Origin of the sequence: Acaryochloris marina MBIC11017 (assembly GCF_000018105.1) — a bacterium.
GTDB lineage: Bacteria > Cyanobacteriota > Cyanobacteriia > Thermosynechococcales > Thermosynechococcaceae > Acaryochloris > Acaryochloris marina.
Genome location: NC_009925.1, coordinates 4,898,246 through 4,912,161, shown reverse-complemented (window position 1 = coordinate 4,912,161; position 13,916 = coordinate 4,898,246). Strand labels below are relative to the sequence as shown.

Annotated in this window: 11 protein-coding genes; 9 read left to right on the top strand and 2 right to left on the bottom strand. The window is 47.4% G+C overall.

Going from position 1 to position 13,916, the window contains the following annotated elements; genetic code table 11:
- Positions 1 to 6 precede the first annotated feature (6 nt).
- From AM1_RS41140 to AM1_RS22045, 4 genes are all read left to right on the top strand, one after another.
- Positions 7 to 198, top strand: coding sequence for a hypothetical protein (locus AM1_RS41140; RefSeq protein WP_012165113.1), 192 nt, complete (start codon positions 7 to 9; stop codon positions 196 to 198).
- Between the two features lie 14 nt (positions 199 to 212).
- Positions 213 to 2,636, top strand: coding sequence for a glycosyltransferase (locus AM1_RS22060; RefSeq protein ID WP_012165112.1), 2,424 nt, complete (start codon positions 213 to 215; stop codon positions 2,634 to 2,636).
- A 405-nt stretch (positions 2,637 to 3,041) separates the two neighbouring features.
- A protein-coding gene (locus AM1_RS22050; protein ID WP_076611737.1) for an IS630-like element ISAcma25 family transposase occupies positions 3,042 to 3,915 on the top strand; the annotation gives its coding sequence in 2 pieces (ribosomal slippage) (positions 3,042 to 3,371 and positions 3,373 to 3,915; 873 coding nt in all).
- A gap of 979 nt (positions 3,916 to 4,894) precedes the next feature.
- Positions 4,895 to 7,234 carry a GumC family protein gene (locus AM1_RS22045; RefSeq protein ID WP_012165111.1) on the top strand — a complete coding sequence of 780 codons (2,340 nt, stop codon included), beginning with the start codon at positions 4,895 to 4,897 and terminating at the stop codon, positions 7,232 to 7,234.
- A 48-nt stretch (positions 7,235 to 7,282) separates the two neighbouring features.
- Here AM1_RS22045 and thrB read toward each other — a convergent pair whose 3' ends face one another.
- A complete protein-coding gene (gene thrB, locus AM1_RS22040; protein ID WP_012165110.1) occupies positions 7,283 to 8,212 on the bottom strand; it encodes a homoserine kinase in 930 nt (309 codons plus the stop codon).
- Between the two features lie 228 nt (positions 8,213 to 8,440).
- Between thrB and AM1_RS22035 the strand changes: the two genes are divergently transcribed.
- Positions 8,441 to 9,748: a M16 family metallopeptidase gene (locus tag AM1_RS22035; RefSeq protein ID WP_012165109.1), complete on the top strand. Its 1,308-nt coding sequence runs from the start codon at positions 8,441 to 8,443 to the stop codon at positions 9,746 to 9,748.
- A 5-nt stretch (positions 9,749 to 9,753) separates the two neighbouring features.
- The gene (locus tag AM1_RS22030) at positions 9,754 to 11,073 is read left to right on the top strand and encodes a M16 family metallopeptidase (protein WP_012165108.1); all 1,320 of its coding nucleotides are present in this window, start codon (positions 9,754 to 9,756) and stop codon (positions 11,071 to 11,073) included.
- On the opposite strand, the gene sipA is transcribed toward AM1_RS22030, so the two are convergent.
- A complete protein-coding gene (gene sipA, locus AM1_RS22025) occupies positions 11,070 to 11,297 on the bottom strand; it encodes a regulatory protein SipA (protein WP_012165107.1) in 228 nt (75 codons plus the stop codon). The two genes, AM1_RS22030 and sipA, sit on opposite strands and share 4 nt — an antisense overlap.
- Before the next feature lie 137 nt (positions 11,298 to 11,434).
- Here sipA and folD point away from each other — a divergent pair, with 137 nt between their 5' ends.
- From folD to AM1_RS22010, 3 genes are all read left to right on the top strand, one after another.
- Complete coding sequence (gene folD / locus AM1_RS22020; RefSeq protein ID WP_012165106.1) at positions 11,435 to 12,322, top strand: bifunctional methylenetetrahydrofolate dehydrogenase/methenyltetrahydrofolate cyclohydrolase FolD; 888 nt, start codon at positions 11,435 to 11,437, stop codon at positions 12,320 to 12,322.
- Between the two features lie 113 nt (positions 12,323 to 12,435).
- The gene (gene crtE, locus AM1_RS22015) at positions 12,436 to 13,386 is read left to right on the top strand and encodes a geranylgeranyl diphosphate synthase CrtE (protein ID WP_041660137.1); all 951 of its coding nucleotides are present in this window, start codon (positions 12,436 to 12,438) and stop codon (positions 13,384 to 13,386) included.
- A gap of 41 nt (positions 13,387 to 13,427) precedes the next feature.
- Positions 13,428 to 13,892, top strand: a complete 465-nt coding sequence (locus AM1_RS22010; RefSeq protein ID WP_012165103.1) for a divergent PAP2 family protein — start codon at positions 13,428 to 13,430, stop codon at positions 13,890 to 13,892.
- The last annotated feature ends 24 nt before the right edge of the window (positions 13,893 to 13,916 follow it).

Genomic DNA, 13,916 nt, shown 5'->3' with positions numbered 1-13,916 from the left:
AGACGAATGGAAACTCTCCCTTTAGTAGTCGATAGTCTAGTGACCAATTCAAGACCATCTCAAGACAAATATTTTGCGAGATGTTGTGAGAAAGAGCATCTAAGTGTCAATACTCAACATAACCGCAACGGTACTGTGGTGATTCTCAAAAATATTGTTAGTAGCACCCAACATCATCACTCTTTAGTCAAGCAGTAAGGATACACAGTCTCATGACTAATGCCGTCCCCATTATTGAAAATACCCCTGCTTTTTCTGGCAATATCCGCATCAGACTAAAGGATAGGACCCTACTCTTTCGGTTTCTGGTGATCATAAACCTCATTTTTGGGGGCTGGTATTTGCAGTGGCGGATCCTCAATTCGGTTAACTTCAATGCCCTGTGGTTAGCCCTTCCGCTATTACTCGCGGAAATTTATAGCTATATCGGCGGCGTCATGTTCTTTATCGGTCTCTGGCGGCCCATTGTCCGAGATGTCAAACCCCTCAGACAAATGCGCCCCGCATTGCCAGAAGCTGAATGGCCGAGTGTTGATGTGTTTATCACCTGCTACAACGAACCTGTTGAGATGGTTCGAGAAACGGCGAAAGCAGCTCTAAACATGGACTATCCTGCGACAAAGTTGAAGGTCTATGTACTGGATGACGGAAATTCTCCTCAAATGCGGCAAATGTCGGAGCAATTATGTATTGGGGATTTGCAAACACCACAGCTTCGTGCCGCTGCAGACGAGATCAACTCGCAACGTCTACACCTCAAGGCACAGTTGCAGCATCTCCAAAGTCTTGCCTCAGAAATTGCGGCTGGAGAGGAGAAATTAAAGTCTCATACGTTGACCCTAGAAACCAAACGAGAGAATGCCCAAGTAGCCCTGGACTGGTTTAGCCAGCTTCAGCAACCTCACATTCCCATGAAACCATGGTTAGAGCTGCAAACGGTATTGGGTGAGGGTGTGGATAATGTCTTGAAATATGCCCATAAGGATCTTCCCCCCACCACACCGATTGATTTGGAATTAAACATTTCCAGCAATGTCTTAGTTCTGCAGATTTGGGACCGAGGTCCTGGTCTAGACAACCCCGACAAAATCTTCAAATCCCTGGAAGATGTGGATCTAATGGCTGAAGGAGGGAGAGGCTTTGGCATTATGAGCCAATTCACTGACTTTATCAGCTACAATCCGACTCCCGATCAACGTCAGTGTTTAATTGCCATCAAGTTCTTTTCACCAGAATCCACTGGGATTCAAGATCAAACTCAGCAGTTAGCCGGTTATCTCCATAGCCTGCAACAGAGCACTCGTCTACTCAATCATCAATATGGCTCGGTGACGGACTATCTCAAGGCCGAAATCAAGACCCTACAACGCACCATTGAGCAAAAGGAACAGGACTTAATTGACCTAGCGCGCAGTCGCTATATTGCTCGTCCCAAGCCTAAAGGGAAACCCCATCATGCTAAAGCAGGCAACATTAACTATGCCTTGTTTTCCGGAGAAACAACCGGCGATCTCATCTTGACCCTAGATGCCGACCATATTCCTAAACCTCATTTTCTCCAGCGAGCCCTGCCCTATTTCTTTGATTACAGTATGCAGGATGGGGCATACAAAGACAGCGATATTGCCTTTGTTCAAACCCCACAAGACTTTTATAACCTTCCTCCCGGTGACCCCTTTGGCCATCAAGCGCGTCTGTTCTATGGCCCGATTCAACAAGGGAAGGATGGCATGAGTTCAGCCTTTTATACAGGCACGAATGCGGTTTTACGTCGCGAAGCGTTAGTCACAACGGGGCTGCAAAATTTCGCCGATGAATATATCGCAGATCAAAAACGCTTAGAGGAGTTTGAGCTGGTGGGCGGGGTCTCCAGTGCCAGTATTACGGAAGACATGAATACGGCGATGCGACTTCATGCTGCAGGGTGGAAGTCAGTGTATCACCATGAAGTATTAGCAGTTGGCCTGGCACCAGATGACCTCAGCTCTACTTTAAAACAGCGACTGAGATGGGCTCAAGGGACCGTTCAAGTCTTGCTACAAGAGAATCCTCTCACCAAAAAAGGGCTCACCGTTTGGCAGCAGCTGCAATACTTCCAGACGATGTATAGCTACTTTTCTGGATTTTTTACTCTGATTTTCATTGCCTGTCCGCTGATTTACTTTTTTACTGAAGCGATACCCGTGCAAACCTATGGCCTGGCGTTTGCCATCCATTTTGTGCCTGCTTTCATTCTCAACCGGATTACCTTTATGGCCGCTGCTTGGGGCATTAAGAAGGAGGAACTATGGCGAGCAGAACAATTTGCGATCGCACTCTTTCCACTCTTTATCAAGGCGGTGTGGAGTGTGTTCACGGGTAGACCCGTTAAGTTTCAAGTCACTCCTAAACAACGTCAATCTGGGATGTATGTTGGTCTTGTAATCCCTCAACTCACGGTTGTCATTCTGACTATATTAGGGATTTCCTGGAGTCTAATTCGGTATGCAATGGGTACTTTAGATAACCCTGGCCTGCATCTTCTGAACTCTGCCTGGGCAATTTATAATGTTTCTTTGATTTGGGCTTTGATCAAGGCTGCTATTTGGCAACCTCCCACAGCAGAATCAGCCTCTACCGAGTTAGTAAACACCTAAATCTACACTTTAGAATCAGAGATTTGAACCTACTTTGTCTATACTTTTCTTCTCAAAGATGCATTATTTTTTAATTATACAAAAATAATGCATCTTCTATGATAAGTGGCAAGCATCTTTCTAAATGATCATCCATTTTACCTATTAGCCCTACAAAATAAATATCTCCAAAAAGCTTTCCTACTCTACCATTGACTCATAAATCAGGTGAATTAACTCTATGATTTGGAGTCATCGTTATGCACTGAATGCTAAGTGCTATTTTATATAGCCGAAATAGCACGAGAAAACATCTAGAACATAGAGTGTGATTTTGAAGGTGGCAGGACAGCCTTAGGAAGTATAGCAGTCGCCATATTGAGAAGGACTTAAACTAGAGAAGTATTTTATTCCTTCTCCTGTGTGATGCCCAAAATTTATAGTTACGACCTACGTTGCAAAGTGATAGATGCGATTGAGCTAGATGGGATGCGCCCTTCTGAGGCTAGTGAGCTGTTCGATATCAGTCGTAACACCATTAACCAATGGCAACACCTCAAGGCGGAAACGGGTGATTTGCATCCCAAGCCAGTCCATCATCCTGGCCATAGCCATAAAATCACTGACTGGGACAAGTTTCGAGCGTTTGCCCACAAGCATCGTCATAAAACCCAAGCTCAGATGGCTCAACTATGGGATGGAGAGATTAGTGATCGAACCATCTCAAGAGCCCTCCAGAAAATCGGATTTACTCGAAAAAAAAACATATGGGTACCGAGAACGAGATAAGCACAAACGGGCAGCGTTCATCAAACGTCTGAGTACCGTGGACCCAGACGATATCGTCTATGCGGATGAGTCGGGCATGGATCATCGAGACGAGTATGACTATGCTTATGGCCCCAAAGGTGAGCGGGTTTATGCTTTGAAGACTGGGCGTAGAAGCGGCCGAGTCAATATGATTGCGGCGTTGAGAGCAAAGCAGTTGATGGCACCGTTCACGATCGAAGGAGCTTGCAATCGGACTGTGTTTGAACTTTGGCTAGAGCGTTGCTTGATACCCGTGCTCAAGCCTGGGCAGAAGCTGGTGATAGATAATGCCACTTTTCACAAGGGAGGACAAATACAGGAATTAGTGGAAAAAGCAGGATGTGAGGTTTGGTATTTACCGCCTTATTCCCCTGACTTGAACAAGATTGAGCGGTCTTGGTCTTGGATTAAAAGTCGCATCCGTCACCAATTAGAACATTTTGGATCTCTCAGAGAAGCAATGGAACATGTTCTACATCTAGTGTCCTGAATAGAATGGCGACTGCTATACTTATGAGAACTTCTATCTTTGCTTTTATCTTTGAGTGCTAATCAGATAAAAAAACTGGACACACTTAAAGATCAGTAAAATTATTTATATAAAAACACAATTCAAATATTCTCACTAGAACGAGATAAATTCAACCGAAATATATGTTTAGCTGATCATGAGTAAATGAGCTGATTGTATATAAAAAGATAATTATTCAGGATTTTAGGATTAGAGGAATACATAAAATAAAAGGTTTTTATTTTATAGAATTTTTATTTACTAAAAGAGGAAAATTATTGCCTGCTTATTTTTTTAATATAAAAAATATAGAGATTACAGGTGAAAAACATCCTTAATGCATACTAAATCAGACTTTATCTTACCGTTCTGTTAATGCTAAAGGCCTACAATAAGAATACATCCATAATTATTAGTTTTGTATCAATTAATACTACCGACATAGCTGTGAGTTTGTTACTGCTAAGAAAATGAAACCGATAGTGGTCGATTTTTAGCCAATAGATTTACGATCAGCACCCATATTGAAAATGAGGGAGATATTATCAATATATAGAGCATTTTTCGCTCATTCTAGAGCTAGAAACGCCTTTGGGTCTCGTGAGACTTATTGCAGGAAATTTTATTTGAATCATAAGAAAACTAAATTCATGGCAACCCTGTTGATTCAAGTCACATCCAGCTTTCCCTTTGCCTCATATGCTTCTTAAATGTTTGTTCTTACGCACCCATTGCTAACAGATAATGTGATTACATTCCCTCAAAACAGCCTACTAGCCTCGTGTATCCAAGTTCATGTGATCTGAGTCAATTGCAACCCTTCACAAACAAGTTATTCTAGAGATATGTGAAATTTTACTAATCCCTCATTCCTTGGTATCTGCAGTCTGACTTGAAACTCAGGCTATGTGAAAGTTTGGCATTAGTTTAAGTTCTTTACTTACCCCCCTAAAAGGCGATGAAACCTAGCCCTAACTCAAAAATGACGAGATTACAGCGATTGGAGACCGTTAAAGAAACTCCTACCCCATCGCTCACTCTCCTTCCTCAATCTTTTCAAGCTGGTGTAGAAGAAGAAGGAGGCCTAAATCTTGGCCAACTGTTTGGAGCTATTCGTCGGCGCTTCCCAGTGGTCGTTTTAGTGACGGCTGCTGTTGCGGTTTCAACCCTATACTGGAGCCGTACCCGACCATCATCCTATCAAGGTCAATTTCGACTCTTGATTGAGCCTGTTACTGCTGAAAGTGAAGTTGTTTCCGCGATTAGTGGTAACAATACCCCAGTTAATGCGCAAGACTTAGGAAACGCTCAGGCTTCCCAGACAGTTCTTGATTATCCTACGCAGATCCAAATTCTTCTGAGTCCTCAAATTCTTCAACCCATTGCGGATAAATTGAGCCCTCAATATCCCAATTTGTCCTACAAAAAGTTGGCTAAGAACCTAACAATTGAGCGAGTTGCCGAAAACAAGGCGCCCACCAAGATATTGTCAGTGACCCTTGATGCTGCCGATCCTGACTCTGCGAAAGTGATTGCCGCTGAAGTAGCTCAGCAATACACCGATTACAGTGTCAATGAGCGACAAACGAACTTAAGAAGAGCGATTCAGTTTGTTGATCAGCAACTTCCCAAAGCTGAAGGTCAAGTTCGTCAATTTGAACAGCTACTGCAACGGTTCCGTGAACAGTATCAGCTTCTGGACCCGGCAACGTTTGGTGGTCAGGTTTCCTCTCAGGCCGGTGCCATTCAAGGCCAGCTAGCTGAAAATCAAATTCAGCTTATGGAGACTCGGCAGTTATATACAACCCTACAACAGCAACTAAAATTGACTCCATCTGGTGCAGAAGCAGCCACGGTGCTGACAGAGTCTCCCAGCTATCAGAAGTTGCGAGCGCAATTGCAGGAAATTGAGTCTCAACTCGCCATTCGGTCGGCAGAACTCACCAGTAATCACCCGGAAGTGGTTGACTTACGGGAACAGCGTAGTAAGCTGTTGCCTCTCATCAACCAGGCAGCCCGCAATAGCCTTGGCCGGAATCTATCTAGTACGATTCCCGACACAGCAGCGCTGCCTTACCAAAACTCCCTGCGGAAGGGGATGAGTCAACAATTTGTAGATGCTGCGGTACAGCTTCAAGTTCTGGAAGCAAAACGACAGGGAATTTTGAGAGCCCAATCCTCTCTACAACAGAAAATGGGGCAGTTGCCTGCCATTACCCGCCAGTATGAAAACCTGCAGCGGAAGCTTCAGATTGCCAACGATACTTATCGTAAGTTTCTAGAAAAGCGGGAAGAACTCTTAATCAACGCCGCTAGAAATGAGGTTCCCTGGGAGTTATTAGGGAAGCCATCTGTTAGAACCATTACCAATGCAAATCTGCCTCGTGATTTGGCTTTAGGCACAATGCTGGGTCTTTTACTCGGTGTAGGCATTGCGATTCTTTTGGATAGAACCAATGATGCCATTCACTCCCTACAGGATCTCCGGGCCGAATTAAAGCGTCCAATCCTAGGTATCATTCCTCAGCAAAAGCAACTGGAAGAAACGCCCTTCCTATCTTCGGAAAGTGACTTCCTGAAGAGTGAAGTTGGACTAGCACTGCTTGAGCAAAAAGAACAGCCTTCACTGCTAAATAACGAGCAATTCTCTTTGGCTAACTTGAGTAATTTTGCCAATAACAAGAAAGCTTCGGAGTACTCCTATTCACCGTTCCTAGAAGCCTTTCGCTCCCTTTACTCTCAACTGCACCTTCTCAATCCTGACTTACCCATTTCTTCCCTGGTTATTTCATCCTGCTCACCCCAGGAAGGAAAATCCACCACCTCGATGCACTTAGCTCAGGCTGCAGCGGCTATGGGAAGACGAGTCTTGTTAGTCGATGCTGATTTACGAGCTCCCAGCCTTAGCCGCGTCCTCAACTTACCCAACAGCCCTGGATTGAGTGACCTGATGGCGACGGAAGGTAATCTTCAGTCCACCATTCATCCACTGCCTGGGACCGAGAACCTCTTTGTACTGACAGCAGGGATGTTGCCATCGGATCCAACCCGCATCTTGGCGTCTCAAAAGATGCAGAAGTTGATGGGTGTGTTCGCTGAACAGTTTGATTTAGTTATCTATGACTGCCCACCCCTCAACCTGGCAGATCCAACGATTATTGCACCTCAAACGGATGGCTTAATGGTAGTTGCCCATCTAGGCAGCGTTCCCAGAAGCCTGTTGAAGGAAAGCCTCCGTATGCTGGAAATTGCTCAGATTCCTATCCTGGGTGTTGTTGCCAACGGCATTAAGAACTAAGCAGTACCTAGTAGCGCCTTTAGAGGGTAGAGGCTGAGGGCAATGACTTTAGGTGAATTGAGCGATAGCCCCTTGTCTATCTATCTTGAGTACCTGAGTCTCTACTGACCGATTGGCTGTTTGCCATTGATTGCGAATGGCAGATGCGATCGCACCTGCCGATTCACGATCACCCAAAGCCAAAAGGGTCGGGCCAGCACCGCTAATCACGAGGCCGTAGGCTCCAGCCTTTAGGGCCGCTTGGTAAGCCTCTGCAAATCCAGCAATCAGCTGAAGCCGATAGGGTTGGTGCAATTTATCATCAAGGGCTGTTTTGAGAAGGGCTGGATCAGCTTGCTCTAAACCTTTGATCAAAAAACCAAGGTGAGCCATATTAAAAATCGCATCCCCATATCCACAGGTATCGGGTAGAGCATTGCGAGCTAGATCGGTCTTGAGTTCAAAATCCGGTATCGCGACAATGGGAACCACCTCAGGGGACCAATCGATAGGGCAAATCTGCCATTTGCCGGCTAGGTCTTTAGCCGCAAGACAGCAACCTCCTACCATGGCAGGGACCACATTGTCAGGATGGCCTTCCAGGTCAATGGCCAGCTGCAACAAATCCGCTGGGTCTAACGGTTGGTTGGCGAATTGATTAGCGCCTATCAGGCCCGCAATGATGGCCGTGGCTGAGCTACCTAACCCTCTCGCTTGGGGAATATCCAAATGGATATCAATTTTGATGGCGGGGGGCGTTTGTCCCAGGTGTTGGTAGGTAGACACAAACGCTCGGTAAACCAGATTTTTGTCATCCGTAGGCAGTTGCTCGGCCCCCTGTCCAGTTGCCTGGATGATGGGTGCTTCAGCATCATCTGCAAGACGGGTAAATTGAAAGCGATTGTAGAGGGAGAGGGCTGCTCCTAAACAGTCGAAGCCTGGACCAATATTGGCGGTTGTTGCCGGGACTTGGATGGTTAATGTTTGAGTATTCGACATGAGTCGGGAGCGCCGAGAAGGTGAAAGATAGAAAGGGGCTGAAGTACGGGACTTCCAGCCGTCTAGTAGACTAAAGGTATATAGTAACTTCTCACAGAAACGTTCTGGAACAGAGAAATAGATTATAGATTTCCCCTCCAGTTCGGCATCCCCTTTTATACTCTCGTTATTGAATACAGACCTTTAAAACCATCTATTTCCTTATCCCTCCTGTCTTAACCCTCGTTGATGTGGTTTGATCCCAATCCTGCGAAGCATTGGCAGCCTGCCCAGACCCTAGGGGCAGCCCATCCCGTTCATCAAACGCGTTTGGAGAATGGATTAACGGTTGTGCATCAATACCTACCGTTTACGCCAGTCGTAACCGTTGATATTTGGGTTAATGCAGGGGTTACTCAGGAACCCAATACCATACCTGGGTTAGCTCATGTTTTAGAGCATATGATTTTCAAGGGGACTGAAACTATTTCTCCCCAAGAATTTGATCGGCTGCTGGAGCGCCAGGGCGGAATGGTCAATGCCTCCACAGGCTATGATTACGCTCATTTCTATATGGTGACCCTAGCAGATCAGCTTGGCCCCTGCTTTGCACATCTGGCTGAACTCTTAATCCATGCAGCAGTTCCTGAAACGGAATTTTTACAGGAACAGGACATCATCCGTACTGAAATTGATCAAGCCTACGACAATCCCGATTGGGTGGTTTATCAGTCGGTGCGCCAGCTCATATTTCCGAACCATCCCTATGGGCGTCCAGTGCTTGGTTTGGCAGAACTGCCTCCCTTTCTATCTGCAGACCATGTGCGGAATTTTCACCATCAGCTTTATCAGCCAGAGAATATGACGATCGTCTTGGTGGGCGATCTGACCCATGAACAAGCGATGGATCTAGTCCATCGGCATTGTGATTGGCCCCCTGCCTCGGGTTCTAGGAAACCTCTGTCGACGCCAAGTCCTTTAACCCCTTTGGGTCAACGCTGTTACCATGCCATGGAAACTCCAGGTATTGATCAAGCCCGGTTGACCATGGCCTGGCTAGGACCAGGGGTAACGGAAAAAGAGCAGGGGTACGGATTTGATCTGTTGTCGGTGCTATTAACGGGAGGACGCACGTCCCGATTAGTCTCGGATTTATTAGAACAACGCGGCTGGATTTATGATGTCCACAGCGAATTTTTTCTGCAGCGAGAAGGGGGATGTTTCACCATCTCTGTCTGGCTAGATCCGAAGTATCTAGAGGTGGCGGAGACGGTGATTCGTGAGCATATGTATCAATTGGGGGAAACCTCCATTCCAGAGGCTGAGTTGCATCGATGCCAACAACTGGTAGTCAACGACTTTATTTTTGGGACAGAAATGGTGAATCAGTTGGCTGGCTTATATGGGTATTACAGTATATTGGGCGAATTGGGGCAAGCTTCTGCCTATCCACAGCTCATTCAGGCCCTTGAGCCCCCAACCTTGCAACATCTCGTTCACCAGTACTTGTCCCCAAGTCACTACGCCATCACCACCTTGCAACCCTGCTCTTATTGATCTGAATGCTGTCTCTCCCTGCTCCCACCGCTTCGGTTCCCGTTACTTCAGGATTACTCTGCCAGAAGTTTGAGTTAGCCAATGGGCTGACGGTACTAATCACAGAAAACCCCATTGCAGATATCGTCTCAGCACGTATTTTCGTCGGGGCTGGTAGCACTCGTGAGACCTCTGGGCAGGCCGGGCTTGCCTTCGTGATGGCGGCCACCCTTACCAAAGGGACCCACCGATTGTCCTCTGCTGAGATTGCTGAACAGGTGGAATCTGTCGGGGCCAGCTTAGGAGTTGAACGCGCGCCGGACTATTTCTTACTCAGCCTGAAAACCGTTTCTGAAGATTTCTTAGATATCCTGTCCCTGGCAGCTGAGTTACTCCAATTTCCGTCTTTTCCCCCATCTGAAGTGGAGTTGGAAAAGAAGCTGGCCCTGCAATCGATTCGGTCTCAGCAAGAACAGCCCTTTACCTTGGCCCTGAAAGGACTTCGACAGTCCCTATTCCCCCCAGGCCATCCCTACACTCAAATCGGCCCCGGAGATCCTGACCAGATTGCTCAGCTTCAACCTGCCGATCTGCATCAGTACCATCAGACCTATTTTCGGCCTGACAATATGGTGATTAGTCTCTCAGGGAATTTGCAGGCGGCTGAGGCCGTGCACTATTGCCAGCAAATATTTGGAGATTGGCCCGTCCCAGAGCAGCCATTGCTTCCGCCTATTGGGTTACAGCCAGTCAGCTCGATGGAGACTGGTTCAAATCTTGCCATAACGACACAACCGACCCAGCAAAGTATTGTCATGCTGGGGCATCTAGCCCCTTCAGTTCAGGAGCCGGACTATGTTGCCTTGAAGTTGCTGTATACCTACCTCTGTAGCGGTCTGTCTAGTCGCTTGTTTGTGGAGCTGCGAGAAAAGCAGGGTCTAGCCTATGAGGTATCGGGGTTCTATCCGACTCGCTTAGGACCATCGCATTTTGTTGTGTATTTGGGGACCGCTGCGGATAATACTGCGATCGCACTGGCGAAACTACAAGCTGAAATCCATCGCCTAAGTCAACAGCCCCTGGCAGATGAGGCGCTAGAAACTGCCAAAAGTAAGCTGCTAGGACAATATGTTTTGGGCAAACAGAGTAATGCCCAACTGGCTCATCTGATGGGCTGGTATGAAGCGCTGGGATTAGGGATTCACTATGATCAGACTTTCCCCAAACAGATTGCCAGCTTAGATGTTGAAACCGTCTATCAGGCTGCTGGTCAGCATCTGCAGCAATCCCATCTTTCCTTAGTCGGGTCAGAGGCCGCTGTACAGCCTTGGCTCGCCCTGTCTTAATCGGCGGAATCTACTTTTTCTAAATATTGACTGCTGAGTAAATACGCGCCATTCTCCATGCGCACGCTCCAGTAATCCCCCGGTTCTCGGCTGAGGACCGTGCCTTCTTCACCAATGCGAATGACATCTGGAGGCCGCAACATGGGCATCGGTTCTGCCGTTTTGACATAGGGGGGGAGGGAAACAATACGAATGCGATCGCCAATATCAATAGATTCAGACATAGTTGGGCACGACTTCTTGAGTGCAAAGGGCCAGATAAAACTGTAACGTTGCCCCTTAGGTATAAGACTATCCCGAATTCTAAGGTAAGCCGATACAATCGAGAAGCACTTTTAACTGCATCAGAAGGACGTTACCGATGCCTGTTGAGTCTTCCAAGCTGCTAGACGGCAAGGGACTAGCCCAAAAAATTCAAGGGGAGCTGACTGCCCAAATTCAAACCTTACAAGCCGAAATCGGTCGTCCACCCGGATTAGCCGTTCTGATGGTGGGGGATAATCCGGCGAGTGCAGCCTATGTGCGGAATAAAGAACGGGCCTGCGAACGGTTAGGGATTGCTTCTTTTGGTCACCATTTCCCTGCGGAGGTGACCTTTGAGGAAGTGAAGCAAACCATCCACGACTTAAATGCGAATCCTCAAGTCGATGGCATTCTGGTGCAGTTGCCCTTGCCTGCCCATTTGGATTCCACAGCACTACTGTATGAGATTGATCCAGATAAAGATGTAGATGGTTTACATCCCCTAAACTTAGGGCGATTAGTGCGAGGTGAGGCAGGATTACGCAGCTGTACCCCTGCGGGGGTGATGCGTTTATTAGCAGCCTATGATGTGGAGCTGTCCGGTCTGCATGCGGTTGTTATTGGCCGCAGTATTTTGGTAGGCAAACCCGTGTCTTTGATGCTGTTGGCAGCCAATGCCACGGTGACGATGGCCCATTCTCGCACCCCTGATTTGGCCGCGGTTACCCGCACTGCTGATGTGTTGGTGGCGGCCGTCGGCAAACCTGGACTGATCACGGCAGATATGGTTAAGCCCGGAGCTGTGGTGATTGATGTGGGGATAAGCCGCCAAGAAATTGAAGGGAAAGCCCGCTTAGTAGGAGACGTGGAGTTTACCTCAGTCCAGTCTCAAAGTTCATTAATTACCCCAGTGCCAGGGGGCGTCGGTCCCATAACCGTGTCTATGCTTTTGGAGAATACCGTGTGGAGTTTTAGGCAACGGCACAAAGGATCATACAATAGTTGAACTAGCCTCATGGTTGAGATCGCACTGAATCACTGCTTTCAACAGCTGGAGGGCTTTTTTTGCCCGACTTAGGGTGACCATTTCATCGTCAAAGATCACGAAGGATCAACAGGATGATATCCGCTGAAAACCCTCAGAAAACCTCATCGACTCAAGATTTGTCTGCTCCAACCCCCTCCAACTTTAACCTTGTAGACTATCTCTCTCAGCGGCGAGAACTTGTGGAGGCCGCCTTAGATGCCTCTATTCCCGTGGTTTACCCGGAAAAAATTTATGAGGCCATGCGCTACTCCTTACTGGCAGGAGGGAAGCGCCTTCGTCCGATTTTGTGCTTGGCGGCTTGTGAACTGGCTGGCGGCACCATTGAGATGGCAATGCCTACGGCCTGTGCCCTAGAAATGATCCATACTATGTCCCTGATTCATGACGATTTGCCCGCCATGGACAACGATGACTTCCGCCGAGGCAAGCCCACCAACCACAAAAAATATGGGGAAGACATTGCTATTCTGGCCGGGGATGGATTATTAGCCTATGCCTATGAGCATGTGGCAATTGAGACGCAGCAGGTTCCGCCCGAACAGGTTCTGAAAGTTGTTGCTCGCCTGGGGCATGCGGTGGCTGCGACAGGTCTAGTGGGCGGTCAGGTCGTCGATCTAGAGTCGGAAGGCGCAGAAGATGTCACCCTCTCGACTTTGAATTTTATCCATGCCCATAAAACCGGGGCATTGCTAGAAGCATCGGTTTTATCGGGAGCTGAGCTGGCAGGGGCGAGTCAAGACCTCTTGAATCGGTGCTCTAAATTTGCGCGTAATATCGGTCTGGCCTTCCAAATTATTGATGATGTATTGGATGTGACGGCCACTAGCGAAAAGCTAGGCAAAACTGCGGGTAAAGATGTGGCGGCTCAAAAAGCGACTTATCCCAGTCTGTGGGGCATTCCAGAGTCTAAACGACAAGCCCAGCATTTAATCGAAGAAGCGAAAGCAGAGTTAGCGGTTTACGGAGAGCAGTCAGCCCCGTTACAGGCCCTCGCTGATTTTATTACGTCTCGTCAATCTTAGATGCTGTCAATGCTCTCCTGGTTTAAGTTTCGACAATAGATATGCAGGATTTTGGCAATATTCTCAACAACCAGGTCTTGCTGGTTTCCCTTGCGGCGAGTTTAATTGCTCAAGGTCTCAAGATCATTATTGATCTGATTCAAAATGGCAAAATCAATTTCCGAGTGTTGGTGGAAACGGGAGGCATGCCTAGCTCCCATTCTGCCTCGGTGACAACCTTAGCTACCTGTGTGGGGCAAGTTCAGGGGTGGGACAGTACTGAGTTTGCGATCGCAACCGTCTTTGCCATCATCGTTATGTACGATGCCGCCGGTGTCCGGCAGGCCGCGGGCAAGCAAGCCAAAGTCCTCAATCAGATTGTGGATGAAATGTTTCAAGAGCATCCCGAATTCAATGAAGACCGCCTCAAAGAACTCTTAGGCCATACCCCAGTGCAAGTGATTGTTGGTTCAATTCTGGGAGTTGCCATTGCCATACTGCTCGGCCCGGCTGGTTTACTTCTCTAAATCATGGGTTGAAGTCTTCAATCT